The organism is Blastomonas aquatica (assembly GCF_014639875.1).
Classification (GTDB): domain Bacteria; phylum Pseudomonadota; class Alphaproteobacteria; order Sphingomonadales; family Sphingomonadaceae; genus Blastomonas; species Blastomonas aquatica.
Window position 1 is genome coordinate 166,451 of record NZ_BMGD01000003.1, and the last position, 26,441, is coordinate 192,891.

The 26,441-nt window shown below is 62.4% G+C and carries 26 protein-coding genes and 1 tRNA gene; 13 read left to right on the top strand and 14 right to left on the bottom strand.

Translation table 11 applies throughout. From position 1 onward, the window contains the following. Positions 1–4: 4 nt before the first annotated feature. The 4 genes from glmS (at position 5) to IEW00_RS08855 (ending at position 4,982) form a co-directional block, all read left to right on the top strand. Positions 5–1,828, top strand: a complete 1,824-nt coding sequence (glmS, locus tag IEW00_RS08840; protein ID WP_188514043.1) for a glutamine--fructose-6-phosphate transaminase (isomerizing) — start codon at positions 5–7, stop codon at positions 1,826–1,828. A 49-nt stretch (positions 1,829–1,877) separates the two neighbouring features. Beyond that, entirely contained in the window at positions 1,878–2,270 is a 393-nt protein-coding gene (locus IEW00_RS08845; protein ID WP_188514044.1) for a GFA family protein, read from the top strand. A 1-nt stretch (position 2,271) separates the two neighbouring features. Beyond that, on the top strand, positions 2,272–2,463 hold the full coding sequence (locus tag IEW00_RS08850) for a hypothetical protein (protein WP_188514045.1): 192 nt from the start codon (positions 2,272–2,274) through the stop codon (positions 2,461–2,463). A gap of 215 nt (positions 2,464–2,678) precedes the next feature. Then, the gene (locus IEW00_RS08855) at positions 2,679–4,982 is read left to right on the top strand and encodes a putative bifunctional diguanylate cyclase/phosphodiesterase (RefSeq protein WP_444542135.1); all 2,304 of its coding nucleotides are present in this window, start codon (positions 2,679–2,681) and stop codon (positions 4,980–4,982) included. A gap of 29 nt (positions 4,983–5,011) precedes the next feature. Here the strand turns inward: IEW00_RS08855 and purQ are convergent, their stop codons facing one another. Both purQ and purS read right to left on the bottom strand, forming a co-directional pair. After that, positions 5,012–5,686 carry a phosphoribosylformylglycinamidine synthase subunit PurQ gene (gene purQ, locus IEW00_RS08860; RefSeq protein WP_188514047.1) on the bottom strand — a complete coding sequence of 225 codons (675 nt, stop codon included), beginning with the start codon at positions 5,684–5,686 and terminating at the stop codon, positions 5,012–5,014. Continuing rightward, positions 5,686–5,916 carry a phosphoribosylformylglycinamidine synthase subunit PurS gene (gene purS, locus IEW00_RS08865; RefSeq protein WP_188514048.1) on the bottom strand — a complete coding sequence of 77 codons (231 nt, stop codon included), beginning with the start codon at positions 5,914–5,916 and terminating at the stop codon, positions 5,686–5,688. The genes purQ and purS overlap by 1 nt, the downstream gene beginning before the upstream one ends. A gap of 174 nt (positions 5,917–6,090) precedes the next feature. On the opposite strand from purS, the gene IEW00_RS08870 reads away from it, so the two are divergent. Next, positions 6,091–6,240, top strand: a complete 150-nt coding sequence (locus IEW00_RS08870) for a hypothetical protein (protein WP_188514049.1) — start codon at positions 6,091–6,093, stop codon at positions 6,238–6,240. A 17-nt stretch (positions 6,241–6,257) separates the two neighbouring features. Here the strand turns inward: IEW00_RS08870 and IEW00_RS08875 are convergent, their stop codons facing one another. Both IEW00_RS08875 and purC read right to left on the bottom strand, forming a co-directional pair. After that, a complete protein-coding gene (locus IEW00_RS08875; RefSeq protein WP_188514050.1) occupies positions 6,258–9,218 on the bottom strand; it encodes a M16 family metallopeptidase in 2,961 nt (986 codons plus the stop codon). A 160-nt stretch (positions 9,219–9,378) separates the two neighbouring features. Continuing rightward, entirely contained in the window at positions 9,379–10,158 is a 780-nt protein-coding gene (gene purC / locus IEW00_RS08880; protein ID WP_188514051.1) for a phosphoribosylaminoimidazolesuccinocarboxamide synthase, read from the bottom strand. Between the two features lie 20 nt (positions 10,159–10,178). On the opposite strand from purC, the gene IEW00_RS08885 reads away from it, so the two are divergent. The 3 genes from IEW00_RS08885 to IEW00_RS08895 all read left to right on the top strand — a co-directional run bounded on the left by IEW00_RS08885 (position 10,179) and on the right by IEW00_RS08895 (position 15,315). After that, a complete protein-coding gene (locus IEW00_RS08885) occupies positions 10,179–10,913 on the top strand; it encodes a DUF5063 domain-containing protein (protein ID WP_188514052.1) in 735 nt (244 codons plus the stop codon). 282 nt (positions 10,914–11,195) lie between these two features. Beyond that, the gene (parC, locus tag IEW00_RS08890) at positions 11,196–13,499 is read left to right on the top strand and encodes a DNA topoisomerase IV subunit A (protein ID WP_188514053.1); all 2,304 of its coding nucleotides are present in this window, start codon (positions 11,196–11,198) and stop codon (positions 13,497–13,499) included. A gap of 208 nt (positions 13,500–13,707) precedes the next feature. Then, complete coding sequence (locus IEW00_RS08895) at positions 13,708–15,315, top strand: putative bifunctional diguanylate cyclase/phosphodiesterase (RefSeq protein ID WP_188514054.1); 1,608 nt, start codon at positions 13,708–13,710, stop codon at positions 15,313–15,315. Here the strand turns inward: IEW00_RS08895 and IEW00_RS08900 are convergent, their stop codons facing one another. Genes IEW00_RS08900 through IEW00_RS08915 form a run of 4 tightly spaced genes read right to left on the bottom strand, consistent with a single transcriptional unit; the run spans position 15,316 to position 18,268 of the window. Then, on the bottom strand, positions 15,316–16,509 hold the full coding sequence (locus IEW00_RS08900) for a CCA tRNA nucleotidyltransferase (protein ID WP_188514055.1): 1,194 nt from the start codon (positions 16,507–16,509) through the stop codon (positions 15,316–15,318). Then, positions 16,506–17,102, bottom strand: a complete 597-nt coding sequence (locus IEW00_RS08905) for a CoA pyrophosphatase (protein WP_188514056.1) — start codon at positions 17,100–17,102, stop codon at positions 16,506–16,508. Before IEW00_RS08905 ends, IEW00_RS08900 begins: the two co-directional genes overlap by 4 nt. Further along, positions 17,099–17,689, bottom strand: coding sequence for a DUF1285 domain-containing protein (locus IEW00_RS08910; RefSeq protein WP_188514057.1), 591 nt, complete (start codon positions 17,687–17,689; stop codon positions 17,099–17,101). The genes IEW00_RS08905 and IEW00_RS08910 overlap by 4 nt, the downstream gene beginning before the upstream one ends. A gap of 60 nt (positions 17,690–17,749) precedes the next feature. After that, positions 17,750–18,268, bottom strand: coding sequence for a GNAT family N-acetyltransferase (locus IEW00_RS08915; protein WP_188514058.1), 519 nt, complete (start codon positions 18,266–18,268; stop codon positions 17,750–17,752). Between the two features lie 160 nt (positions 18,269–18,428). Between IEW00_RS08915 and IEW00_RS08920 the strand changes: the two genes are divergently transcribed. Beyond that, entirely contained in the window at positions 18,429–19,217 is a 789-nt protein-coding gene (locus tag IEW00_RS08920) for a DUF1499 domain-containing protein (RefSeq protein WP_188514059.1), read from the top strand. A gap of 38 nt (positions 19,218–19,255) precedes the next feature. On the opposite strand, the gene IEW00_RS08925 is transcribed toward IEW00_RS08920, so the two are convergent. Then, positions 19,256–19,699: a PaaI family thioesterase gene (locus IEW00_RS08925; protein WP_188514060.1), complete on the bottom strand. Its 444-nt coding sequence runs from the start codon at positions 19,697–19,699 to the stop codon at positions 19,256–19,258. Positions 19,700–19,848: 149 nt separating this feature from the next. Here IEW00_RS08925 and IEW00_RS08930 point away from each other — a divergent pair, with 149 nt between their 5' ends. After that, the gene (locus IEW00_RS08930) at positions 19,849–20,424 is read left to right on the top strand and encodes a superoxide dismutase family protein (protein ID WP_188514061.1); all 576 of its coding nucleotides are present in this window, start codon (positions 19,849–19,851) and stop codon (positions 20,422–20,424) included. Between the two features lie 16 nt (positions 20,425–20,440). On the opposite strand, the gene IEW00_RS08935 is transcribed toward IEW00_RS08930, so the two are convergent. The 4 genes from IEW00_RS08935 to IEW00_RS08950 all read right to left on the bottom strand — a co-directional run bounded on the left by IEW00_RS08935 (position 20,441) and on the right by IEW00_RS08950 (position 23,652). Next, positions 20,441–21,241 (bottom strand): hypothetical protein, encoded by an 801-nt coding sequence (locus IEW00_RS08935; RefSeq protein ID WP_188514062.1) that lies wholly within the window; start codon positions 21,239–21,241, stop codon positions 20,441–20,443. A 75-nt stretch (positions 21,242–21,316) separates the two neighbouring features. Further along, positions 21,317–21,392, bottom strand: a tRNA-Thr gene (locus tag IEW00_RS08940). 32 nt (positions 21,393–21,424) lie between these two features. After that, positions 21,425–22,318 (bottom strand): hypothetical protein, encoded by an 894-nt coding sequence (locus IEW00_RS08945; RefSeq protein WP_188514063.1) that lies wholly within the window; start codon positions 22,316–22,318, stop codon positions 21,425–21,427. A gap of 2 nt (positions 22,319–22,320) precedes the next feature. Then, positions 22,321–23,652 (bottom strand): serine hydrolase domain-containing protein, encoded by a 1,332-nt coding sequence (locus tag IEW00_RS08950; RefSeq protein ID WP_229736921.1) that lies wholly within the window; start codon positions 23,650–23,652, stop codon positions 22,321–22,323. Between the two features lie 103 nt (positions 23,653–23,755). Here IEW00_RS08950 and IEW00_RS08955 point away from each other — a divergent pair, with 103 nt between their 5' ends. Both IEW00_RS08955 and IEW00_RS08960 read left to right on the top strand, forming a co-directional pair. Beyond that, positions 23,756–24,043, top strand: coding sequence for a BrnT family toxin (locus IEW00_RS08955; RefSeq protein ID WP_188514064.1), 288 nt, complete (start codon positions 23,756–23,758; stop codon positions 24,041–24,043). Between the two features lie 34 nt (positions 24,044–24,077). Continuing rightward, positions 24,078–24,323: a YegP family protein gene (locus IEW00_RS08960; RefSeq protein ID WP_188514065.1), complete on the top strand. Its 246-nt coding sequence runs from the start codon at positions 24,078–24,080 to the stop codon at positions 24,321–24,323. Here IEW00_RS08960 and IEW00_RS08965 read toward each other — a convergent pair. Next, entirely contained in the window at positions 24,320–25,636 is a 1,317-nt protein-coding gene (locus IEW00_RS08965) for a replication-associated recombination protein A (RefSeq protein ID WP_188514066.1), read from the bottom strand. The two genes, IEW00_RS08960 and IEW00_RS08965, sit on opposite strands and share 4 nt — an antisense overlap. 132 nt (positions 25,637–25,768) lie before the next feature. On the opposite strand from IEW00_RS08965, the gene IEW00_RS08970 reads away from it, so the two are divergent. After that, on the top strand, positions 25,769–26,428 hold the full coding sequence (locus IEW00_RS08970; protein WP_229736922.1) for a PadR family transcriptional regulator: 660 nt from the start codon (positions 25,769–25,771) through the stop codon (positions 26,426–26,428). Positions 26,429–26,441: the final 13 nt, after the last annotated feature.

Genomic DNA, 26,441 nt, shown 5'->3' on the forward strand with positions numbered 1-26,441 from the left:
CTGCATGTGCGGTATCGTTGGAATCCTCGCCCGGCGCGATGTCGTGGGCGATTTGGTCGATGGCTTGAAGCGGATGGAATACCGCGGGTATGACTCCGCCGGGGTGTGCATGGTGCACGACGGAAAGCTCGTGCGCAGGCGCGCCGAGGGCAAGCTGCGCAATTTGGTTGATGTGCTGGCGAAGGACCCAGCACCCGGCCATGTCGGCATCGCGCACACCCGCTGGGCAACGCATGGCGCGCCGACCACGTCGAACGCGCACCCCCATGCCACCGGCGAGGTCGCCTTGGTGCACAACGGCATCATCGAGAACTTCAAGCCGCTGCGCGATGCGCTGATCGCACGCGGTCGTCGGCTGGAGAGCGAAACCGATACCGAGGTTGTGGCGCACCTGATCAGCGAACGCGTCGAGGCTGGCGACAGCCCGCAGGACGCGGTCAAGGCCGTGCTGCCGCGATTGCGCGGCGCTTTTGCGCTTGCCATCGCGTTCCGCCAGCATCCCGATCTGCTGATTGGCGCGCGGCTGGGCTCGCCTTTGGTGCTGGGTTACGGAGACGACGAGACCTATCTGGGATCGGACGCGCTGGCGCTCGCGCCGCTGACTCAGCGCATCGCCTATCTCGAAGAAGGCGACTGGGTGGTGCTGACCCGCGAGGGCGCGCAGGTTTATGACGTCGACAACCAGCCGGTCGAGCGCGAGGTCACGCTATCGGGTGTGACAGGCGCGCTGATCGACAAAGGCAACCACCGCCACTTCATGCAGAAGGAGATCTTCGAACAACCCGTGGTCGTGGCGCAGACGCTGCAGAGCTATATCCGTTCGGTCGAGCAGAAGGTGTCGCTGCCGCAGATGGATTTCGAGCTGTCGAGCATCGACCGGGTGACGATCATCGCCTGCGGCACCGCATCCTATGTCGGCATGATCGGCAAATACTGGATCGAGCAGCTGGCGCGCGTGCCCGTCGAGGTCGATGTCGCGTCCGAATACCGCTATCGCGACCCGGTACTGGCGCCCGGGATGCTGGGCGTGGTTGTCTCGCAATCGGGCGAGACCGCCGATACGCTGGCGGCGCTGCGCCACATGAAGGCGGGCGGGGTGACCACCGCCGGGATCATCAACGTACCAACCAGCTCGATGGCGCGCGAGGTCGATCTGCTGCTGCCCACGCATGCCGGGCCCGAAATCGGCGTTGCCTCGACCAAGGCGTTCACCTGCCAGCTGGCGGTGATGGCGGCGCTGGCGGTCAATCTTGCGCGCGCTAAGGGCAAATTGACCGCGCAAGAGGAGTCCGAGATCGTCCGGCATCTGATCGAGGCTCCTGCGGCGATCAACGAGGCGCTGGGGCACGATGCCGAGATCGAGGCGATGGCGCACACCATCGCACAAGCGCGCGACGTGCTGTATCTGGGACGCGGGCCGGATTATGCGCTGGCGCTTGAAGGTGCGCTGAAGCTCAAGGAAATCAGCTACATCCACGCCGAAGGCTATGCCGCGGGCGAAATGAAGCACGGCCCCATCGCGCTGATCGACGAAGCCGTGCCGATCATCGTTATCGCGCCGTCGGGCCCGCTGTTCGAAAAGACCGTGAGCAACATGCAGGAGGTGCGCGCGCGCGGCGGCAAGGTGGTGCTGATCTCTGATGCGCAAGGGCTAGCTGAAGCGGGTGAGGGTTGCCTCGCCACGATCGAGATGCCGAAGGTCCATCCGCTGATCGCGCCTCTCGTCTACGCGGTCCCGGTGCAGTTGCTTGCGTATCATGTCGCGGTGGCCAAGGGCACCGATGTCGATCAGCCGCGCAACCTGGCCAAGTCAGTCACGGTGGAGTGACCAGCAAGTCGTGATAGGTGTGATGGAATAGTCACCAGTGGAGCAGAGGATGTCGCCAGTGCATGTCACGGTCAATGGCGGGTGCCATTGTGGCGCGGTCCGCTTCGAGGCGGACGTGGCGCACAATGTGCGCTTGTTAGCCTGCAATTGCTCGATGTGCGCCAAAACCGGTTTCCAGCATCTCATTGTTCCACATAGCGATTTCCGGCTACTGCAGGGCGGTGATAACCTGTCGCACTATCGCTTCGGCACTGGTGCGGCAGAGCATCTTTTTTGTCGGACTTGCGGCATCCGCAGCTTCTATCAGCCGAGGTCTCATCCCGAATCCTGGTCGATTGATTTCCGCTGTCTCGGTGATGGCCACATCCTGTCGGCAACCGTCGAAAACTTCGACGGCAAGAACTGGGAATCCGCCAGGGCGAGCCTCACCGACGACGAATAACATGCAAAAAACACAAGTGCAGGGAAAACAATTGCACTTGTATGGCAGCAGTTATGACCTATTTCCCGCTTCAGAGAGCAGGATGTCTGCACGGCAAATTCCAACAGTTTTTCAGGAGTTCGTCATGCGTATCGCATTCAACCTGGCCGCTGCCTTCGTCAGCAGCGCCGTTATCATGCTGGCCGTTATCTAATTTAAACCCGCCGATCAATCGGCGGCGCGGTCAGTTTCCCCTTCGCCTGCAGCCCGTGTCGTCGATGCGGCTGCAGGCAAGGTGGCTCCCCGATCACCGGGGATTTTCCACAACATACCAACTGGCAAAGTTACCGTTCGCTAACTTTGTTTGGCTACATCGTGCCGGTGAGCACCACCAAACACAACCCGTCCACGGTAAGCGACCTGCCCGTTATGGCCGTTCTTGGCCTGCGCGACCCGGCCAAGGGCGATTGGGATCACTTCCGCGCGATCCAGTATAGCGGGCTGGCCCGCTATGCGGTGCTGCGCGTCGTCACCAACCTCGTCCTGGGCCTGATGGTCTGCCAGCTTTTTGCCGGGTTCGTGCCGCTGTTGCACCTTGTCGGATGGATGGCGATGCTGGGCGGCGCGCTGTATTTCCCCGCGATCGTCTACAAGCAAAGCGGCATGATCAATCATGATCATGTCGCGCGCCGCTTTGTGCTGCAGCTTGTGGCGGCGACCAGCCTGGTCGCTTTTGTCTGGTGTATCCCGATTGTGGTATTTGCACCGCAGGCCGGCCCGCTTCAACTTGCTACCGTCTGGACCATCCTGGCCGCGCTGGTGGTCGGTGGAACGCTGTTGCTCAACGCGCTGCCGTTGGGCGCGGTGCTGTTCAACCTGGTGCTGATGACGGCATCGATCATAGCGTTTTCGCGCGAGGGCGAGATGGTGACGATCGGTGCGATAGTCTGCTTCTCGATCCTGCTGGCGCTGTCGGGCTTTGAAAACGCTCGAGCCTATCTTCTGTTCAAGCTGTCAGAAGTCGGCCTTGCTGAAAAGGAAGAGGTCGTCAGCCTGCTCCTGCGCGAGTTCGAGGAAGGTGATGCCGACTGGCTGTGGCAGATCGATGCATCGCGCCGTGTGGTCGCCGCCAGTCCGCGGTTCGCTTTCGCAGCAGGCCGCGATGCCAAGGACATCGAAGGCATGCCGTTGACCCAGCTGATCGCGGGCAAGGCCTGGGAAAGCGGAAACCTGCCGCCCAGTCTACACATCCTTTCCGACAAGCTGACCAAGCGCGAAAGCTTTTCCAACCTGGTCGTCAGGGTATTGGGTGAAGATAAGACCTTTTGGTGGGCGCTGTCAGCTTCCCCGCGCTATGACGAAAATGGCAATTTCATGGGCTTTCGCGGCGTCGGATCGGACGTTACCGCAAGCCGCGAGAGCGCCGAGAAGATTGCCCGGCTCGCCCGCTATGACACGCTCACCGGGCTTCCCAACCGGTTGCAGTTGACCGAGGCGCTCGACCGGGCGCTCAAGGAATGCGAGATGTGGAACACTCGCTGTGGCTTCCTGATGATCGACCTCGATCGGTTCAAATCGGTCAACGACACACTGGGCCATCTGGTCGGCGACAGGCTGCTGGCGCAGGTTTCGCTGCGGTTGCGATCGTTGATGGGCAAGGACGAAATGTGCGGGCGTTTGGGCGGCGACGAGTTCGCTGTGGTGATGCGCGACACCGGAGACGGCCAGCGGATTTCGGATATCGCCAGTCGGATCATCGATGTCCTGTCGCGGCCCTATGAAGTTGACGAGCATACCTTGTTCATCGGTGCCAGTATCGGCTCTGCCAACGGCATCCGCGATGGCCGCACCGTCGAAACGCTGATGCGCAGCGCTGATCTTGCGCTCTATCGCTCAAAGGACGAGGGGGGTGGCCGCCACAATGTCTACGAGCCCAAACTGCACAGCCATGCCGAGGAACGCAGGGTCATGGAAATGGCGCTGCGCAAGGCACTGGAAAAGGACGAATTCACGCTCGCCTATCAGCCAGTGGTCGATGCGGCGAGCGAATCGCTGGTCGGGTTCGAAGCGTTGCTGCGCTGGAAGAGTGCGGAATTCGGCCAGGTATCTCCGGCAAAGTTTATTCCGTTGGCAGAAGATGCCCGGCTGGTCGTCCCGATCGGCAACTGGGTGCTCCATCGCGCCTGCCGCCAGGCGGTATCCTGGCCTGCGCATGTCCGCGTTGCGGTCAACGTGTCGGCAGAGCAGCTATACGAGGCTGACTTCGTCGATGCCGTGGTCGAGGCGTTGTCTGAAACCGGGCTGGCTCCGCAGCGGCTTGAGCTGGAAGTGACCGAAAGCGTGTTCCTGCGCGAAGGGTCGCGCGCGGGCGAGACGCTCGACCAGATCCTCGCGCTGGGGGTCGGGCTGTCGCTTGACGACTTTGGTACCGGCTATTCGGCGCTGGGTTACTTGAGCAAGACCCGCTTCACCACGATCAAGGTCGATCGCAGCTTCGTTCAGGGCGCGGCACGCGGTCTGCCAGAGAGCATCGCCATCATCCGCGCCGTTGTTGCAATGGCGGACAGCCTCGGCATGGCCACGACGGCAGAGGGCGCGGAAACCGAGCACGAGGTGCGGGTTATCCGCGATCTTGGGTGCAAGAAAATCCAGGGCTATTATTACGGCCGCCCGATGGGCGCCGAGGATGTCGCTGAATTGTTCAGCGATCACCGCGCTGCCCAGTTTGGATAATCGGCGGTTTGCGTCGCCGTTGACCGTTGTCAGGCGCGCTCGAGCACCGACTGCGCCAGCGCTTCGAACAATCGCGCGCCATCGGTTCCGCCCTGCAGCGGTTCTACCATCCGTTCGGGATGAGGCATCATGCCCAGCACATTGCCCTTGGCATTGAGTACACCTGCGATGTCGCGCGCCGATCCGTTGATGCCATCGGCATAGCGGAAAGCGACCTGGCCGTCGCCTTCGATCCGATCGAGTGTCGCATCGTCGGCGAAATAGTTGCCATCATGATGCGCGACCGGGATATGGATCGTCTCGCCAGGCTGGTACAGTTTGGTGAAACGGCTCGCGGTGTTTTCCACCTTCAACGCGACGGTGCGGCAGACAAAGCGGATGCCCGCATTGCGCATCAGCGCGCCGGGGAGCAGTCCTGCTTCGGTGAGAATCTGGAAGCCGTTGCAGATGCCCAGCACCGCAACGCCGCGCGCAGCAGCTTCGACCACTGCACCAACCACCGGAGAGCGCGCTGCCATCGCGCCCGAGCGGAGATAGTCGCCATAAGAAAATCCGCCGGGGACGCCGATCAGGTCAAGGCCTTCGGGAAGCGTCTGTTCGCCATGCCACAACCGGATCGGTGCGTGGCCGGTGACCCGCTCGATCGCCACAGCCAGGTCGCGGTCGCAGTTCGATCCGGGGAAGGTGATGACCGCCGACTTCATCAGACCAGCTCGACGCGGTAGTTTTCGATCACCATGTTGGCCAGCAGCTTGCGGCACATGGCGTCGATATCGTCGTCGCTGGTGCCATCGGCCAGGGTCAGTTCGATCAGCCGTCCGGCGCGGACATCCTCGACGCCGCCGAAGCCCAGCCCTTCCAGCGCATGGTGGATGGCACGGCCCTGCGGGTCGAGCACACCGTCTTTCAGGGTCACATGGATGCGGGCCTTCATCGGCGTCCTCCTGGCAGAATGAATGGCCTGCCCTATACCGTGCGACGGCAAAGGGGCAAGGGGCTGCACGCAATAAGCCCGGATCGATCGCGATCCGGGCGCCGCACGTTAACCCTCATTCACAAGCTGCGGGAAACCTATCGGGGATAGCCTTTGCTTCGAAATGGGGGGATTATGGCTGGACTGGCACTTGCAATGTTTGTCGCGCTGTTCGGCTTTGGCCACGAACTTGTCGGCTGGACCGATCCGGAAGGCCATGTTCAGCTTGCGCTTTTCATGGCGTTCATCTTCGGAATCATCAGCGGCTATCGCACGCGCGGATAAAACATCCGAGGGCCGGGTCAGCGCGGCGCTGCGTTGGTGGTGACCGGCGCGGCGCGAGATGCCAGCTGCCCCTGATCGGCACGATCGTCGTAAAGTGATTGCACCAGCAGTGCGCGTTCGGGAGGAAGATAGGTGCGTGCCAGGTCAAGCAGATCGTCCGCGCTGACCTTGCCGAATGCCGTGCCGCCGCTCCGGAACCGATCAAGTTTGGCAGGCTTGCTTTGCGCTGAATCGACGATGCCCAACCACGCGGTGTTGGTCTTCACGCTGTTGGCGATATTTTCAAGAAGTGGGGTGCGGGCCCGCGCAAGTTCATCGGCTGCGATCGGCGAGGGCGGGGCGAGTTCGCCCAACATCGGTGCGGGGGCGGACAGTTCTGCCGCGATATTGCGCACCGCATCGGACACCTTCTCGACATCGCCGGAAGCCACGTTGGTGCTAATCTGGATATAGCCATAACCGGGGTAGATCGACGACGTGAACGATCGCGCCACCGGAGAATAGCTCGCGCCCAAATTTTCGCGGAGCTGGTCGGTGACCTTGATCTGCAGCAGTTCGGCCAGCAGCCGCAGCCTTACGTCCTCGCGGTAATCGTGATCGTCGGTCGTCGGCCAGTAGAATTCGACGATCGCCTGATCGGCTTCGCCCTGGTGGTGGAGCACCCGGGGGGTCCGGTTATCGGTAAAACGGCGGGCACGGGCCTCGTCATATTGACGGAACTCGGCCTCGCGCTCGCGCAGCGCGCCGAAGGTCGCTGCGACCGCTGCGATCGCCTCGTCCTCATCGAAATCGCCGACCAGCCCGATCTCGATAGCACCATGCTCCAGCCGGTCGCCGATCGTCGTCTTGAGATCGTCGAAGGTCAGCCTCTCAAAAACCGCCTGGTCGGCGAGCGAAAAGCGTGGGTCGTTGTCGGAGAGGATCGCGCCAATGTTACTACCGATCGCGCCTTCGGGTGTCGCGTTTAGGCGTGCGTAGAAGTTGGGCAGGAAGCTGCGATACTGATTGAGCGCCTCGCTCCTGTATCCCGGGTGCTGGGTAAACGCGGTGAGCACCTGCATCTGTAGTTTCAGGTCATCGGGCGTGGTCGAAAGATAGCCGCCCAGATAATCCTCGCCCGAGCCGAAATTGAGCGACACCGCACGGCCTGCGAAGATCGAGTACAGATCATCGAGGCTGTGCGCTTCAAGCCCGCCGCGCACGAAGATGTTCATCAGGCTGGTTGCCTCGGGCTTCTCGCGGGATGACAGCAGATTGCCGCCGTCGATCCGCAGCGAGACCAGCACGCGGTTCTTGTCGAAATCGGTCTTCTTGAGGTTCAGCCGGACGTTGTTGGCAAAACGCACGGTGCGGATGCCGAGATCATCGATCGTCGAATCGGCCACCACTGTCCCAGGTGATCCGAAGTCCTGATAAGCAAACGCTTGCGCGTCGCGTGCCTTGGGTTTGCTGACCTTGGCCTTGCGTGCATCGGCAAAAGCGGTGCGGATCGCCTGCGAACCACCCGTCGGGTCGACCTTGGTGGATAGATGGATCAGCGGCTTGTCGAGCGTTCCGAAATCCTCGCGCAGTGCCTTGAGCAGCATCTTCGATGTCAGGCTGTCACGCAGCGCGATAAACCGTTCGAGTTGGCTTTCTGGCGTGGTGACGATCATCCCGTCCTTGGCCATTGCCAGAATCTGGTCGGCAAGTTGCTCGTTGGGCCGAGTTTGATAGCCGCGCACGGCATTTTCATAGCCGGTGGTGAAGTTGGCAAACTGCTCGGCGAGTTCGGCGTCGGTAAAGCCATAACGCAGCGCGGCACGCACCTCGCGTTCGGCAGCCGCGATCCCGCGCTGCCATTCGCCATCGCGAGTGGACACGTTGAGCACCGACTGGTTGGCGATGCGGTAGACATCCGATCTGCCGATCGAAGCGCCGACGTACGGAGCGTTTTCCTGCCGCGCGATCCGCCCCAGTCGCCTTCCGATGATGTTGTAGCCCAGCGCGCGGGTCAGCTTGGCGCGGCGGGTCGCCCGGCTATCGGGCTCATCAACGAATGGCGAGAAGCGAACGACCGTCGCGACCTCGTCGATCGCGGGGTGGACAAAGATGTTGGCCTCGTCCGATCGGGCGATGTCGATCGTACCCAGGGGGACATCGGGCGCTTCGCCTTGCGCTGCCTTCCAATTGCCGAAACCGGCAACAATCTTGGCCTCGATCGTCGCAACATCGATATCGCCGACTACCACCAGGGTGGCGCGGCCGGGAGTGTAATAGCGATCATAGAAATTGCGGAAGCGCTCGGCCGGGGCGGTTTCGATTACTGTCCTGTCGCCGATCGGCGAGCGGGTGGCGATGCGGGTGTCGGGCACCGAAAAAGCAAATAGCGATTCGCGGTTGCGCTGCGCATAATTGGCACGGGTACGCAGCTCTGACAGAATCACCCCGCGCTCGCGTTCAATGGACTCTGGGTTGAAGCTGATCTCGCTGGCGGTTTCGCGCAGCAGATACAGCGCGGTGTCCACCGTCTCATCCTGGACATTGGGCAGATCGAGCAGATAGCCGGTCTGGTCATAGCTGGTGAATGCGTTGGTATCCGCGCCAAATGCCAGACCCATGCGTTCGAGGATCTTGATCATCTCGCCTTCGGGCACATTGGTGGTGCCGTTGAACGCCATGTGCTCGATGAAATGCGCGAGGCCGCGTTCGTCTTCGGCCTCGGCGGTCGAGCCGACGTTGATCGTCAGCCGCATCACGGCGGTGCTGGCGGGCGTAGTGTTGCGGCGGATGGCATAGCGCATGCCATTGGGCAGCACGCCGAAGCGGATCGCGGGATCTGGCGTCAGGTCGATGTCGGAATAGCGCCAGGCCTTGGCGATCGCGGCTTCGTCGCGCACGATCGCGGCAGGCTCGGGTTTTTCGGCTGCGGCAGATATCTGCGCCGGAGCGTCATGGCTGGCGAAAGACGGTGATGAACACAGTGCGAGGGCGGCCATGGTCACCCATGCCAGCATCGACCGTCCTGTCACATATGAAAGCCTCTCGCTTCGATCCATCTCCGCCCGCGTGTTGTTTGCGTGTGACGAAAATGTTGCATGCGCGCTGCCCGCGCGCAAGATGACGGAAACGTAAAGCGATCAGCCAGGGTTTTGGCGCTTACTTGCCCTTGCGGCGGCGATGGCTGTCGAGATCGAGGACCTCGTTTTCGCCACCTTCGTTGAGCAGCCCCAGACGCCGGGCGACCTCCTGATAGGCCTCCACTTCGCCGCCCAGATCACGCCGGAAGCGGTCCTTGTCGAGCTTCTCGCCGGTCTCGATGTCCCACAGCCGGCAGCCATCGGGGCTGATCTCGTCGGCCAGGATGATGCGAGAGAAATCGCCATCGAACTGGCGGCCGAACTCGAGCTTGAAATCGATCAGCCGGATGCCGATTGCGGCGAACATGCCGCACATGAAATCGTTGATGCGAATCGCCATCGAAGAGATGTCCTGCATCTCCTCCTGAGTCGCCCAGCCAAAGCACGCGATGTGCTCTTCGGCGACCAAAGGATCGCCCAACGCATCGTCCTTGTAGCAATATTCGATCAGCGTGTGCGGCAGCGGCTGGCCTTCCTCGAGGCCAAGCCGGGTGCAGATCGATCCGGCAGCGACATTGCGCACGATCACTTCGATGGGCACGATCTCGACCTGGCGGATCAGCTGCTCGCGCATGTTCAGGCGGCGGATGAAGTGCGTCGGGATGCCGATGTGCGCGAGGCGGGTGAAGACGTACTCGCTGATGCGGTTGTTGATCACGCCCTTGCCGTTGATCGTGCCCTTTTTCTGGGCGTTGAACGCGGTGGCATCATCCTTGAAATACTGGATCAGCGTGCCGGGCTCGGGTCCTTCATACAGGATCTTGGCCTTGCCTTCGTAAATCTGACGGCGGCGGGTCATGGGCTGGTAACTCCGATAAAATGCATGACGCCCCGGTGCGGCGGCCAAAGCGCGCAGAGCCGGGGCGTTTTCAGCGCCGCTATAGACGCTTGTGGGTGCAGGCGCAATTGTGCTGTCTGCGCGTAAGTGGGGCCTGTCATGAAACCGGACAGGGAGGGGGTTTCGGCATCGATGGCAATGTCCGCCATTGGGCGGCGCTTCGAGAAATGCGGATGGCCGATAATGGGTGGCAAGCTGAAATTCCGCTCGACAGAAGCTATTCGCTCCGTGCACTTAAAAGCATGAAGCAAACTGATCAGATCGCAATCATCAGTGCTCCGTGTCGAGCGTATCTCGATCTATTAAATTCTGCGCCCGCTGATCCGCGAGAACGTCAACTGAAGTTAGCGACGACCCTTGATCGGCTCTGTGTTGCCTTTAACACGACGCACGATATCGAGCTGGACGCCGACAACGTGGACGCTCCAAGGGTCGACCCAAAGCAATTCGGTGAAAAGGCTGCCTCCGCATTTCCAGAGCTCGGCTTCTATCCTGATGCAGATCCACTTGATGGATTTGATCAGGAAATTGGGCAAGGGTGGGGTTTAGATGACTTAATGGACATCGCTGTTGACCTCACCGAGGTGCTTTGGCTGATTGATCAACACCAAGACGATGAGGCGATTTGGCAATTTCGATGGGGATATGAGAACCATTGGGGACACCATTTGCATGACCTCAGGCGATACCTGCACAAGCTGCTATATTGGGGATAAATATCTGCTTTGGGGTCGATTAAAGAACAGCAGATTCAGTTCGCCCGAACGTGGAAAGCTGACGTAAAACTTTGGCGAGTTCGCTTTTCCCGTTTGCCTGCGAAGGCAGGCATCCATCTCCTGCCCTCGCACCGGGGGCGACGGTCGGGTGATGGGCCCCTGCCTTCGCAGGGGACCGGAATATTGCGGCCATGTCGCTACACGCTCTGACCGCAAATTTTCCCCAGAAAACCCGGGCCACCCTCTCGCTTTGCCGCATCCGCGCTGCTACGCGGCTGAGATATGGCTAAAGACGCGAGCGCCGGGTCTGGCGACGACCTTTCCGAAATCGAAAACACATCGTTCGACCGCGCGCTGTCGGAGCGGTATCTCGTCTATGCGCTCTCCACCATCACCGCGCGCTCGCTGCCCGATCTGCGCGATGGCCTCAAACCCGTCCACCGCCGCCTGCTCTGGGCGATGCGCCAGCTCAAGCTCGATCCGGCGAGCAGCTACAAGAAGAGCGCACGCGTCGTCGGCGATGTCATCGGTAAGTACCACCCGCATGGTGATGCCTCGGTCTATGATGCGATGGTCCGTCTCGCGCAGGATTTCGTGCTGCGTTATCCGCTGGTCGACGGGCAGGGCAATTTCGGCAATGTCGATGGCGATAACGCCGCGGCCTATCGCTACACCGAAGCGCGGCTGACCCGCACCGCGATCGAGCTGATGGCCGGGCTCGACGAGGGCACCGTCGATTTCAAGCCGACGTACAATGGCGAGGAGGAAGAGCCCGAAATCTTCCCCGGGCTGTTCCCCAACCTGCTCGCCAACGGTGCCAGCGGCATCGCGGTGGGCATGGCGACGTCGATCCCGTCGCACAACGCTGCCGAGGTGATCGATGCGGCGATGCTGCTGATCGATGCACCCGAAACCACGCACGAGCAGATCATGCAGGTGTTCCACGGCCCCGACTTTGCAACCGGCGGGCTGCTGGTCGACAATGCCGAGAGTATTTCGCAGGCCTATCGCACCGGGCGCGGCGCCTTTCGGCTGCGTGCGCGCTATTCCACCGGCAAGGATGCCGACGGCGTCTGGGAAGCCTCGGGAATCGAAAAGCTGCCCGGCGGCACCTGGCAGCTGGTGCTCAGCGAAATTCCCTATCAGGTGCAGAAGGGCAAATTGATCGAGCAGATCGCGACGCTGATCGCCGACAAGAAGTTGCCGATCCTTGCCGACATCCGCGATGAATCGGATGAGACGATCCGCATCGTGCTCGAACCCAAGAGCCGCAATGTCGATCCCGATGATCTCAAGGATGCGCTCTATCGCTTCTCCGATCTGGAAATCCGCTTCCCGCTCAACCTCAACGTGCTCGACGAGACTCGCACGCCGGGGGTGATGGGAATCAAGCCGCTGCTTGAATCCTGGTTGCGGCACCAGATTATCATCCTCACCAACCGCAGCCGCCACCGGCTCGACAAGATCGCGGCCAGGCTCGAGCTGCTGCGCGGCTATATCATCGCGTATCTCAACCTCGACCGGGTGATCGAGATCATCCGCACCAAGGACGAGCCCAAGCCGGTGATGATGGCCGAGTTCGAGCTGACCGACCGCCAGGCCGAAGCGATCCTCAACATGCGGTTGCGGTCGTTGCGCAAGCTGGAAGAAATGGAGCTGCGGCGCGAGCACGACGCGCTGGTCAAAGAGGCCGAGGGGCTGGAGAAGCTGCTGGCCGATCCCAAGCTGCTCAAGAAGCGGCTGAAGAAGGACCTTACGACGCTGCGCGCGCTGTATTCGGAAACCACCGAGCTGGGTCGCCGCCGCACCGATCTGCAGGAGGCCGCGCCCGCGCGCGAAATCCCGCTCGAGGCGATGATCGAGCGCGAGCCGGTGACGGTGATCATGTCGCGGCGCGGCTGGATCAAGGCGATGAAGGGCCATGCCGATCTGACGGTGCCCGAGATCACCAAGTTCAAGGAGGGCGACGGCCCCGCGTTCGCGTTCCATGCGCAGTCGACCGACAAATTGCTGATCATGCTCGACAATGGCCGCTTCTACACATTGGGCGCGCAGCATCTGCCCGGCGCGCGCGGGTTTGGTGAGCCGGTGCGCAACATGCTCGATATGGAGAACGAGGCGCAGATCATGGCGCTGATGCCCTATGATCCAGCGGGCAAGCTGCTGCTCGCCGCCTCCAACGGCCGCGGCTTCCTGGCCGAGATGGCAGAGTTGATCGCCGAAACCCGCAAGGGCCGCCAGGTCGTCAACCTGAAGCCCGGGGTGCGACTGATGGTGATCCGCAGCGTCCCGGCAAGCGCCGACCATGTCGCGGTGGTGGGCGAGAACCGCAAGCTTGTCGTGTTCCCGATCAGCGAACTGCCAGTGATGGCGCGCGGGCAGGGGGTGCAGCTTCAGCGCTATCGTGACGGTTCGCTCTCCGACGCCACCACCTTCCGGCTCGAGGAGGGCTTGAGCTGGACGATGGGCGGCGAGAGCGGACGGACGCGGACCGAGAAGGACATGGGTCTATGGCGGGTCGCGCGCGGTGCGGCGGGCCGGCTGCCGCCGAATGGCTTCCCGCGCAACAACCGTTTTGAAGGTTAGAAAATAACGCGCTGAAATGACGGTTTTCTCAGGGTGTTTAAGCTAATTTTACATCTCGCGCGTAGGGCAGACAGATATGGCCAGCCCAACCCCGCCCCCCAAAACGCGCAAACCGCCTGTGCCCGGTCTGACCCAATCGGGCAGATTAGCCGGCAAACATCCCGGCTTCGCTGCTGTGCTGGATCCGTTGCCCATCCCGGCGGCGATCGTGACACGCATCGACGACATGCCCCAAATCGTGATGGCAAACCCCGCATTTATCGAGCGTCAGCTTATGCCCGGCGGTGTGTCCCAGATCGATGCAATGCTGCTCGCAGAGCTGATCTCGATCGCCAGCCGCAATGACAGCGGCAGGGCCAATCGTCCGTGGACCTCGACCGATCCGGTCAAGATTCGGCGCTATGATGTTACTGTCGCACGCATGGAAATGGATTCGCTCAACTGGCCGCATTTTTTGCTGAGCCTGATCGACCGCACCACCGAGATCGAGACACACGACAGTTTCCGCCGCGAAACCATGCGCGACAGCCTGACTGGTCTGCCAAACCGTGCCGGTTTCGAAGACATTGTCGAAACCCGGCTAGCCGAGCATGGTACCAACGGTCGGGCGGCGATGCCCAGCTTTGCGATCATTACAATCGATATCGCTCGGTTCAGCCAGATCAACGAATGCGCCGGAAACGTGGTTGCCGATGAGCTGATCATCACCGTCGCCCGCCGCCTGATGGGCCGGATCCGCAAGACCGATGTCGTTGCACGCATCGGCGGCAATGAATTCGCCTTGTTCGTGCCACTGCGCGGATCCAATGAGCGCGAACTCGCGCGGATCATCAGCCGCATCCGCGATATCTTCCTCAATCCCTATCGTCTTTCCGACCTCGAGATCCAGATCGATGGCGCGATCGGTATCGCGCTCAGCAAGACCGGACAGACCGATTGCGCAAACTATATCCGCCAATCGCAGATCGCGCTCAAACGCGCCAAGCACACCCGTCAGGCGGAAGTCTACACACCCGAGGAACTCGACAAGGCGCGCCGCCGCTTCACGCTGGAAACCGAATTGCGCAAGGCGATCGAGCTCGACCGGCTCGAGCTTTACTTCCAGCCGTTGATCGACATGAGCAACGGTTTCGTCACCGGCTTCGAGGCGCTCGCCCGGTGGAAAGACCCTGATTACGGCATGATTTCGCCAGTCGAGTTCATTCCGGTGGCCGAAGAATGCGGGTTGATCCTGCCGCTGGGGCGCTGGGCGCTCGACCGGGCGTGCAAGGTGCTGGGCGAATGGGACAAGAAGGCGGGCGAGGAGCTGCCGCTGAAGGTCAGCGTCAACGTGTCTGCGGCGCAGTTTGCGCGCGACGATATTCCCAACATGGTCTCGAGCATCCTGCGCGCCAACAACACCAAGCCGCAGCGGCTGTGCCTCGAGCTGACCGAATCGGTTGTTGTCAGCGATCCCGCGCGCGCCGCCAAGGTGATGAGTGCGCTCAGGGCGCTCAACGTTTCACTGGCTATGGATGACTTCGGGACCGGATACTCCAACCTCGCCTATCTTCAGCAGCTCCCGATCGACATCCTCAAGATCGATCGCAGCTTCGTGACGCACATGCTGAAAGAGCGCGACAAGGTGGCGATCGTCCGTGCGATCCTGTCGCTGGCCAGCGCGCTGGGCATGGAAACCACCGCCGAAGGAATCGAGACGCTGGAAATCTCGCAGACGCTGGCGGCGCTCGGCTGCTCGTTTGGGCAGGGGTATTTCTATTCACCCCCGGTTCCCGCCGACGAGGCCTATGAGTACATGATCACCCGTATGGGTTGATCAGGCCGCTGCCACCTCTGCGGCGATGACATTGACGCGCGCGGTATCGGGGAAGTCTTCGGCAATCCACCGCCGCCGGGTTTCACCCAGCACTCGCGCGACATCGGGCCCCGCGTTGATCCCCAGGGCCAGAATATCGCGGCCGCCCAGTGGAAAATCCGGGACCGACCAGCCCTTCAGGCTGTCCCAGCCCGCAGCGAGCGCATCGTCGGGCGCGCGCAGCAGAAGCCAGTGCGCGACATGGTTGGAGGGCTGCACGTCTGCCGCGACCTGCCGCGCGGTGCCATGGCTTGGCCATGCGGCGGCATAGCGGGCAAGCGTTGCGCGCTGCGCCTTGGACAAGCGCAACCTTGCCGCGACGGTCTCTGCGACCTGGGCATCGACCGGCAGCAGGGCCGCCAGCCGCACCAGCGGGTCGGCAGTTGCACCCATCCGGCTCTCGCGTGCCAGCAGGACGCGCAGCGTATCGAGGCCACCGGGCTTCATTTCAGGGAGGATCACCCGCCAGATTCCGGTTTCCTCCATCCGCTGCGCGGCATCGATCGGAATGGCGCTGCCCAGCAGCAGCAGCAGTTCGCGAGCGATCCGTTCGCGCGACAGTGCTTTTAGCCGGTCTGCATGCGCAGCACATGCGGCAAGTGCCGCACGGTCGGCCTTTCCGCCGAATCGCGCATGGAAGCGGAAGAACCGCAGGATCCGCAGATGATCTTCCAGGATGCGCGCATCGGCATCGCCTATGAAGCGCACCAATCGCGCTTCGAGGTCGGCCAGGCCGCCAAAATAGTCGGTTACCTCCAATGTGCGTGGATCGGCGAACAGAGCATTGATCGTGAAGTCCCGCCGCGCGGCATCCTCGCGCCAGTCGTCGGTGAACGCGACCTCGGCATGGCGGCCATCGGTGGAGACATCGCGGCGCAATGTGGTGATCTCGACCGGACCACCGGGCAACACTGCGGTCACCGTGCCGTGCTCGATCCCGGTCGGCACAGCCTTGATCCCCGCATCGGCCAGCCGGGTCATGACCTCTTCGGGAACCAGCCGCGTAGCGATATCGATATCCGCCGCCTCGATATCCAGCAGCGCATCGCGCACCGCGCCGCCAACATAGCGGCACTGGTCCCCATCGGGATCGAGCGCGGCGAGCATCGCGGCAACATCCGCGCGCTGCGTCCATTCGGCAGCGATCCGGGTCATGCGCTGACGCCTTCGAGTCGGCGCGACAGGTTGGCGATGATGCCTGCGGTCACACCCCAGATCCGCCTGCGCCCCCACATGATCTCGATATAGCGGCGTTCGGCACCTTTCCAGCGGGTGCTGTGCTGCACATGGTTGGCGCGATCGAGCACGAAGCCCAGCGGCACCTCGAACCAGTCTGCAACTTCGCCCGGATTGGGCGTGTAGCTCAAATCGGGTGGGATCACTGCAAGCACCGGGGTGATCGCAAAGCCGCTGCCGCTGCGATAGATGTCTGCCGTTCCGATGACGCGCACATAAGATGGCGCGAGGCCAAGCTCCTCGTCCGCCTCGCGCAGCGCGGCGGCGATGGCGTCGGTATCGGTCGGATCGATCTTGCCTCCGGGAAATGCGATCTGTCCCGGGTGGCTGCGCAGATAATCGGGGCGCTGGGTCAGGATCACACCGGGCTCGGGTCGGTCGGTAACCGCGATCAGTACGGCTGCATCGATGTGCCTGCCACCATCGGGATCGATATGCCGTTCATCCTCGCCTGCAAAATCGCCGCCGGCGCTTGCCGCGAGAGCATATGCCAACCGGTCGAACAGGCTCATGCAGCGCTGATCCGGTCCAGCCGGAAGCAGGCACCATCGCTCCAGATCGGCAGGCTTGCCAGATCGTCAGCCCCGTCGGGCTGCTCGGCGAGTGCCAGTTCGACCAGATCATAATACACGCTGCGCTCTATCCGCGCTTCCAGCCCGCGTGCGAGCCCCAGATACGGTCGTGGCTCATCAACGCTGCCACGCAGGATCAACGGTCGATCGGCGCCGGACACGACGAGCTCGTCGGTGTTGAGCCGGAACGCCAGCCGCCGCTGTTCGCCATTGCCCTCGGATTTGACCTCGACCGCCAGTAGCGGCGCGTCCTCGACCTCGATCCACTGCTTTTCGAAAGGGGTAACCAGCGCATAACGCCCGTCGTCTTCGCGTCGCAGCACGCTGGCGAACAGCCGCACCATCGCCGGGCGCGAAATCAAGCCGTCCCGGTGGTACCAACGGCCATCGGTAGCGATCCGCATATGGCTGTCGCTCTCGGCCTGTGGCGACCATTGCTCGACCGGGGGAAGCTTGCGCGCAGCGACCAGCCCGGCGATCTCGGCCAGCGACAGGTCCTGCATTTCGGGGGGGGGATCATAGGGCATCGGGGAATCAGATAAGCACGCGGCGTGCGGGATGCAAAGCCTGTCACCCCAAATTATGGTTCACGTCAGTCGCCATGGACCCAAAATGCCCTGCGCAGGCATCACCGAATCGGGACGTGCCAGTGCCAACAGACGGTGCTGCTCATAAGGGCCAGGTAACGTCCAGCCGCCGGTGCGTTCGGCGCTAAAGCCGAACCGGGTGCCGTAATATTCCGGATCGCCCAGCAGCACGAGCGGCATTTTCTCGCCAACGCCCATCGCGCCGAACACCGCCGCCATCAGTGCGCGGCCTATGCCCTGGTCCTGATGATCGGGTGCGACGCCGACAGGGCCGACCAGGATCATCGGATAAGCCAGTCCATCGGGATCGGTCAGTGCCACCGGCCAGCACTGGATCGTTCCGACCAGATAGCCGTCCGCGTCGATCGCTGCAAAGCTGAGCGCAGGCAGCGCTTCAAGCCCTTCGCGGACGCGATAGATCGTCCGCGCGGATCGCTCGGGCCCGAACACCTGGTCGAGAAGATCGTCAACCCAGGCCGTATCGACCTGATCCAGCGGGATAATAGTGAATTCTGTCATCGTTCCAGACGGGTTTGCAAGAGGCCGCAGTGCCATGCGCCCTTAGGCAGGTGGGGGTGGCGAGTCGAGTGTCATTTCCCGCAACGAAACATCGGCCTATTCGATTTGCCAAATGGTGAAGCCTTTCCTATGTGTGTCAAACGGGCAACAGGGGTAGGCTATGGGCAGCGATGTAAAACAGCACGGATCAATCTGGCTGGCGCGGCTATGCTTGCTGCTGGGCGCGGGCGCGGTGTTACTCGCGTTGGTTGGCGCCATCGGCGCCGGGCAGGACTGGTGGGGCAAGCTTGATGGTATCAGCTTCGTTACCGCCGCGGTTGTCGTCGCTCTGGTCGGGCTGGTCTTTTCGCTGATCGTGCTGCTGCTCTATCGGAAAAAAGGCACCGCGATCCGCAATCTGACGTTAATTGGCCTGGTGTGCTCGCTCGCCTATCTCGGTTTCATCGGATACTGGATCAATGTCGCCAGGAGCGTGCCGCAGATCCACGACATCACCACCAATCTCGACAATCCGCCAGAGTTTCGGGTCCTCAAGCTGCGCCCTGATGATTTTGCCGATGTTCCAGGCCGGGGCGAGGCGAAATATGCGGGCATGGATGCGATGGAGCGCTGGAAGCTGCTCCACCGCGGTGCCTATGGCGATATTCGCACCGTCACGCTGGCGCTGCCTGTCGACAAGGTTGTCTCGCTTGCCGAAGAGGTCGCACGCGATCGTGGATGGGAAATCGCGCAGGCCAGCCCTGAAGAAGGTCGGCTCGAAGCGGTCGATACCGTGTCGCTGTTCCGCTTCAAGGACGATGTCGTTGTCCGGGTCCAGCCGGGACCTGGCGGCACGACCAGCCAAGTCGATGTCCGCTCGGTTTCGCGGGTGGGGCGCAGCGACCTGGGTGTCAATGCCAAGCGCATCCGGGGTTTTCTGAAAGACCTGCAGGCCGCTGCTAGCAACTGACGGGCGTTGCTAGCGTGCCATAGGGGCTGGGCCCGGCTTTAGCGCGCCCCGGCGACAGCCTTGCTCGATGCCTGTTCTACCCGTGTACGGTCAGCCAGCATCAAGGTGGAGCTCGCCTTGGCGAGAACCTTGCCCGACGCATCAAGCAACTGCCCCTCGAAAAAGCAGGTGCTGCGTCCGCGGCGCTCGACCCAGGCTTTTGCGGTTACGAGGCCGGGACGGGCGGGGGCAAAGAAGCTGACCTTCAGTTCGAGTGACATCGGCACGACGCCGGGGCCGGCCATCGCCATCGCCGCGTGCGCCATCGCTGCATCGATCCACCCGGTCACGAATCCGCCCTGCACCACGCCGCCCGAGTGGCACATGTGCTCGCCCGCCTGAAACTCGAGGGTCGCATGGCCATCGGCATGAATTTCGGAGATGCGGACAAAGCCCAGCGTCGTGTTCAGGTCCTGTGCTTGGGGTACGGCAAGGTCAGTCATGGTGCTCCGGATGTGTTGTGACGTTTCGGGGGTTGAGCCAATCGTGAAAACCCGAGGATGTCAAACGGACAATGTGGGTTCGCATTGGCGCGGCGAGGAACTTCGTGCATTCTGACCTGTAGTTGTGAAACACAAACAGGAGCCTTTTCATGATCACCACCCGTCTTTCCTTCGGGGCCTCTCTGCTGGCCGGGGCGCTGGCGCTCACCGCTTGCGGCGAAACTGCCGAAACGCCTGCTGCGGATACTGCTGCAGCAACCGATGCCGCGGTCGTCCCCGCCATGCCACAAATGGCGACCGCCCAACTGAAGACCGCCGATGGCAAGGACGTTGGCATGGTGACCGCCACAGCCCGGGACCGCGATATCGCGATATCGGTCAACGCAACTGGAATGACCGCAGGTGATCATGGAATTCACGTGCATACCACCGGCAAATGCGATGGCCCCGCGTTCGAAACCGCTGGCGCACACTGGAACCCGGCCGGCGCGAAGCACGGCCTAAGCAATCCGCAAGGTCAGCACCATGGAGACATGCCCAACCTGACGATCGCTGGCGATGGCACCGGCCGGATCGAATACACCATCGAAGGCACGTCGATTGCAGAAATGCTGGATGCCGATGGCGCCGCGCTGGTGATCCACGCCGAGGCCGATGACCAGATGACCGATCCGTCGGGCAATAGTGGTGATCGCATCGCTTGCGGCGTTTTCAACGCAGGCTAACGGTTGCAGCGCTGCCTCATTGCTGCCGGGTGGTGTAATCGATGCGAATGCGCACCCATTCACCGACCTTGGATACCCCGCCAACCCGCGGCGGCCTGACGCGAAATTGCCAGGCCGCCGCGATCACGGCACGGCCGATGCCCGATCCGGTCGGCGATTCGCCCAGCTGCACGCAATCTTCGACGCGAAAATCAGACACCGTCCGGCATGCGATCAGGGCCCAGCCAGGACCCCGTGCCGTCGACAGGTAGCCTGAAAGCTCGTCAGGATAGGGCTCGCGATACCAGGCAGCGGCGTAAAGCGGCTCACCATTGGGGCCTGAGCCGCTGACCCGGTCGGTATCCCCGGGAACGCCTTTGTCGGGCGGCCCATAGACCTTGCCGGGGTTGGCCTTGGGTTTGGCAATCTGCGGCGAAGCTTTGGGCTGTGCCGGTTGCGCCGACGGCATAGGTATGATGGCGGGGGGGACTGGCGAGGGTTGGGTTGCGATGACCGGACTGGGGGTCTCGGCAGGCGGGGTCTCGGCGTCCTGCGGCTCTGGCGATTGCGCGGCATCCTGTGGCGGCGCTGGGTTGTCTTCTTCCAGAGGTTCTTCGGAGGGTTCGGGGCTGACGCCGAATACGGTCAGCTTCTCTTCTTCGCTCTTCGATCCCGGCGGTGCAATCGACAGCGACAACAGCGCCAGAATGATGAGAATTTCAGCCAGGATCGCAAATATCACGCCACCGGTGCGCTCACCCAGCTTCGAGCGCAGCCACTGCCGAGCAAGGCCATACTGCGATGGTGTTTCAGAAGATATCCGAGTGTCTGACGTCATGAGGTTTGGGGAATGTCCATCAGCAGGCTTGCTCGTGTGCGGTTGCGGCCCCCCAGCCCCTGAGATTGCACCATGTGGTGCCGCTTGTCGGAATCGAACCAACGACCTACCGCTTACAAGGCGGTTGCTCTACCAGCTGAGCTAAAGCGGCGCTAATGGCGCATATGCGCGGCGTCCAATGCTCTATTTAACACCAAAGGTCCAGCCTTCAGTGACGCGAATGGCCTCATCGAGCGCCTGCGGGTTCCAAAAGTCGTGCCACAGCGCCTTGTCGCGCGCCGCATTGCGCAGCCACGCCGCCGTGATCAACGCATCGGTGCTGTGATCGTCATGTGCGATCAGTGGCGCGGGAGGGCGGGACCCCAACGCTGCCAGTGCTTCGTGCAGTGCATCGGCATCGCGCACCTTGCTGCGCGAGAGCCCGCGGCCGGCGGCCCGTGCGGCGATGCTGGTGTAGATTTCGACGATCACCGGGCCTTTGTCGGGTACCGGATCGAACGGCCAGATCGGGATCGTCCCTGCCAGCCTGTGCAGCACCCGCATGCCCGTAAGACTCGACTTGCCGACCTGCGCCGCGCCGACCAGGTTGAAGCAGCTCGCGCTATTGGCCTGGCCGGTCAGCCGCTGGTGGCGTTCGACCACCCGCAACCTGCCGGTGCCCGCCTCGCCGAAACGGTCGCCGGTATCGCCTTTGCCATGGCGAAAATAGCGCCGGGCTTCAGCGTGACGCACGAAGCTGCCCGCACCTAGATGGTCATCATCGGCGCACATCCGGTCGACCATCGCCCACAGGCTGCGCGCATCGGCAGGGCTATCGGCCCAGTCGGGGAAATAGCCGCCCGCATCGACAAACGGGAACGAAGGCGACAGATCCATGCCGATCAGGATGTCCGTCCCCGCCTCGGCATGCGCCAGCAACCAGTCGAGCGCAGCACCACGCGACCAGCCGCCCTGCGGACGCAGCAGCACCGGGCGGTCCTCCGGCTCCGCACCGATGCTGGCGAGCGCCAGCCCCTTGGGCCGGGCAACCGCCTGGCCCGACCAGTCGAAACAGGCATAATGCTGGAAACGGCGCATGGTCAGCGGATCTGCTTGAGAACCTCGGCGGTGAACTGGGCGATATCGAACTGGTCACCGGTAGCATCATAACCGCGCCGCACGATCACCAGATCGCGGCTGGGGATGATCACCAGATACTGGCCGCGATTGCCGAACGCTGCAAAAGCGTCTGCAGGTACGTCTTCGCTCTTGTTCATCAGCCAGAAGCTTGCGCCATAGCCGAAATCTCCACTGGACGGCTGCGGCCCGCTGGGCATGGTGACATAGTCGCGCCAGCCCTCGGGGAGTATGCGGGTCCCGTTCCAGCTCCCGTCGCCAAGGTACAGCAGCCCCAACCGTGCCATGTCACGCGCGGTGGTCCACACCTGGCTGGAAAGGATATAGTTGCCCTGCCAGTCGGTTTCGGCCCAGGTCCGCGTCATTCCCAGCGCATCGAACATCTGGTGCGGGTGCAGATCGGGCGCGGCATCGCGCGCGGCCAGCGTTGCAAGCAGGATATCGTTGTTGGAATAGCGGAAGGGGGCTCCGGGCTGGTGCAGCATCGGCCATAACGTCGTCCACTGGCGGACATCGCCTGCGGCCATGTAGACCGCATCGGTGCGGTTGCCCGCGGTGTCGCTGACCAGCCCGCTGCCCATGCGCAGCAGATGGTCGACGGTGATCGCGCGGCGCGGATCGCCCTCGATATTCCATTCGCGCACCGGTCGGTCGGGAATGGCAAAGCCCTTCTGGCGGACATAGCCAACATACGTCCCCGCGATCGATTTGGCGACCGACCAGGTCCGCTGCGCGGTGTGCATGTCGTGGCCGGGCTTGTAGCGCTCCTGCACGATGCGGCCCTTGTGGACGATCACCACGCCACTGGTCTTGCCGCCGAACGCTTTCGCGTCGAACGCGCTTTCGACCAACTGGTCGAACGGCGTGATCATCATGATCCGGGGATCGCTGGCATTGGTATCCCCCAGCGGCCAGGCTTTGTCATCGGCGCTGCCGGGCTGTGCACGCTCGAGGGATTCGGCAGGCAGGCGGCGGCCGTCATTGGTCCAGCCGATCGGCATCGATGTGCATCCGGTGACCGGATTGTGCCGGGCGATGCGCGGCGGCATGTCCTCGGCAAACGTGACGCTGACCTGATGCGCGGGTTCGTCCACGTCCGCCTTCAGTGTCGGGACGATCGCGGCGATGTGCGGATAGATCCCGGTCAGCTCATCGGCCTCGATATCGGCCAGCGTCTTGTTGCCGTTCCACAGCCCCGAACACACGAACTGCGCCTTATACCCCGCCGCCTGCGCGCGATCCATGCGGGTGGGCTCGGCGGGGGTTGTCGTTATCAGCTGTGCGGCCAATGGCATGCTAATGAACCCTAGAGCTAAAGGCAGGCATGCGATAGCTTGCGAAGGAACGGCGTTGCGGAACGACTTTGGCATAATCGGAACTCCAAGGTGGACGGGCGTTATGGAATTTGAATGGGACGAAGCCAAGCGCTTGATCAATCTCGAAAAGCACCGGATCGATTTTCGTCGTGCGATAAAGATTTGGGAGCGCCGCGTTATCGATCCTTATGAGGACAGCGTCACTGGCTCTGAGATCCGGCACATTGCGCTGGGAATGATTGGCGATGACGCGAAGGTGATTGCTGTGGTATATACGCTGCGTGACGGCAAAAGGCGGATCATCAGCGCGCGACGAGCAAGACGATATGAACGGCAAGATTACCAGAGTCAGTTTGGACACGGTGTTTGAATCGGATGGGACCGATTGGGCACGGCTGGACGCCATGACCGAGGACGATATCGAGCGCGCCATTGAGGACGATCCTGATTGGGCGGCATTCAACGATGTCTCGGAAATTCAAAAGCGGGCAGGCTTTTCGCTGTTTCGTGGCCCCGACGACCAATGGCGTTGGCTGCTGAGCGACAAGTCGGGCGCGGTGATCGGCCAGAGCACAGTCGCCTATCGATACAAGGGCGATGCTATCGCAGCGGTGAAAGACCTGTTCGAGAACATCGCGAAAGCCGCCTAACCCTTCCCCTTGCGCAAATCCTCCCACACCCGCATCCGTTCTGCGATCCGCGCTTCATATCCGCGTTCGACCGGTTGATAGAAGCGCTGTGAGTCCATCTCCTCGGGCCAGTAGTTCGCGCCCGAAAAACCCTCCGCCTGGTCGTGGTCATAGGCATAGCCCTTGCCATAGCCGATGTCCTTCATCAGCTTTGTGGGCGCGTTGAGGATGTTGGGCGGCGGCATCAAAGATCCGGTCGCGCGCGCGCTTTTCCAGGCCGCTTTCTGCGCGGCATAGATCGCGTTCGATTTGGGCGCGGTGGCGCAATAGAGGCACGCCTGCACGATCGCCAGTTCGCCCTCGGGTGAGCCGAGGAAGGCGTATGCATCCTTGGCGGCGAGGCACTGCACCAGCGCCTGCGGATCGGCCATGCCGATGTCTTCGCTGGCAAAGCGGGTGATTCGGCGCAGCACGTAAAGAGGCTCTTCGCCCGCCACCAGCATCCGCGCGAGATAATAGAGCGAGGCCTGCGGATCGGAGCCGCGCATCGCCTTGTGCAGCGCGGAAATGAGGTTGTAATGCCCCTCGCGATCCTTGTCGTAGACCGGCATCCGCCGATGCAGCAAAGCGGCCAGCCCCGCCGGATCGAGCGGCGTATCGATCTTCACCGCAAGCAACGTCTCGACCTGGTTGAGCAGGAAGCGCCCATCGCCATCGGCCGACGCGATCAACGCGGCGCGGGCATCGTCGGTCAGCGGCAAGGTTCGCCCCGTCAGCGCCTCGGCGCGCGCGATCAGTTCGCCCAAAGCCGCCTCGTCGAGCCGCCGCAGGATCAGCACCTGGCTGCGGCTGAGCAACGCGGCGTTGAGCTCGAACGAGGGGTTCTCGGTGGTCGCGCCCACCAATACGACGGTGCCGCGCTCGACGAAGGGAAGAAACCCGTCCTGCTGCGCGCGATTGAAGCGGTGGATCTCGTCCACGAACAGCAGTGTGCGTTGGCCTGCGCCCGCCATCTTTTCGGCTTCGGCAAAGGCTTTCTTGAGGTCGGCCACGCCCGAGAACACCGCCGAGATCGCAACGAAGCGCATCCCCGTCGCCTCGCCGAGCAGCCGCGCCATGCTGGTCTTGCCGGTACCCGGCGGCCCCCACAGGATCATTGAGGACAGCTTACCCGCCGCGACCATGCGCCCGATCGCGCCTTCGGGCCCGGTCAGGTGATCCTGGCCGATGATCTCGCCGAGGTTCGCGGGGCGCAGCCGGTCGGCGAGCGGCGCGTCGGCGGCAGGCGCGTTGCTAGAGGCATTTTGGGGCAGGGTTGCAAACAGGTCACTCATCGCCGCGACGCTAGCGGCTGGGACGGGCAGGGGGAAGGGGATGAAAAATGCACCCGTCGCAAGAATGGCCCTTGCTAAACTGTATCTAAGATATATCTTAGAGCCATCGAGATATGAAGGAGTTCAATCGACATGAGCATGCGTTTCAAAATGGGTAGCGGTCCGCGTGGTGGCCGGGGTGGTGAGGGCAATCCCTTTATCGCCATGAGCTTTGGTCGCGGCGGGGGCCGTGGTTGGGGTGGCGACTGGGATTTCGGCAATTGGAGCTTTGACGGCAATGGCCGTGGCGGTCGCGGAGGCGGCGGTGGAGGCCGCGGCGGACGGGGGCGCCGGCGGATGTTCGACAGCGGTGAACTGCGCGTCGTGCTGCTTGCGCTGATCGAAAAGGAGCCGCGCCACGGCTATGACCTGATCAAGGCGATCGAGGACATGACCGGTGGCGAGTACGCGCCAAGCCCGGGCGTGGTCTATCCGACGCTCAGCCTGCTCGAAGACAGCGGACTGATCGCATCGGTCGAAACCGATGGTGCGCGCAAGGCGTTTCGGATCACCGATGCTGGGGTTGCCGAACTGGCAGAGAAGCGCGACGAGGCCGATGCGCTGCTGTCACGGCTGTCCGATGCGGGCGAAGAGCGCGAGCAGCGTGCCGGTGGTCCGCAGATCGGACGGGCGGTTGCCAACCTGATGGCGGCGATGGCGCACCGGCTCGCGAGCGGCGAGACCGACGCCGAGTTCAAACACAAGGTCGCCGAAATTCTCGACGAAGCCGCGCAGAAGATCGAGCGCCTGTAAGCCTCTCGCCTAC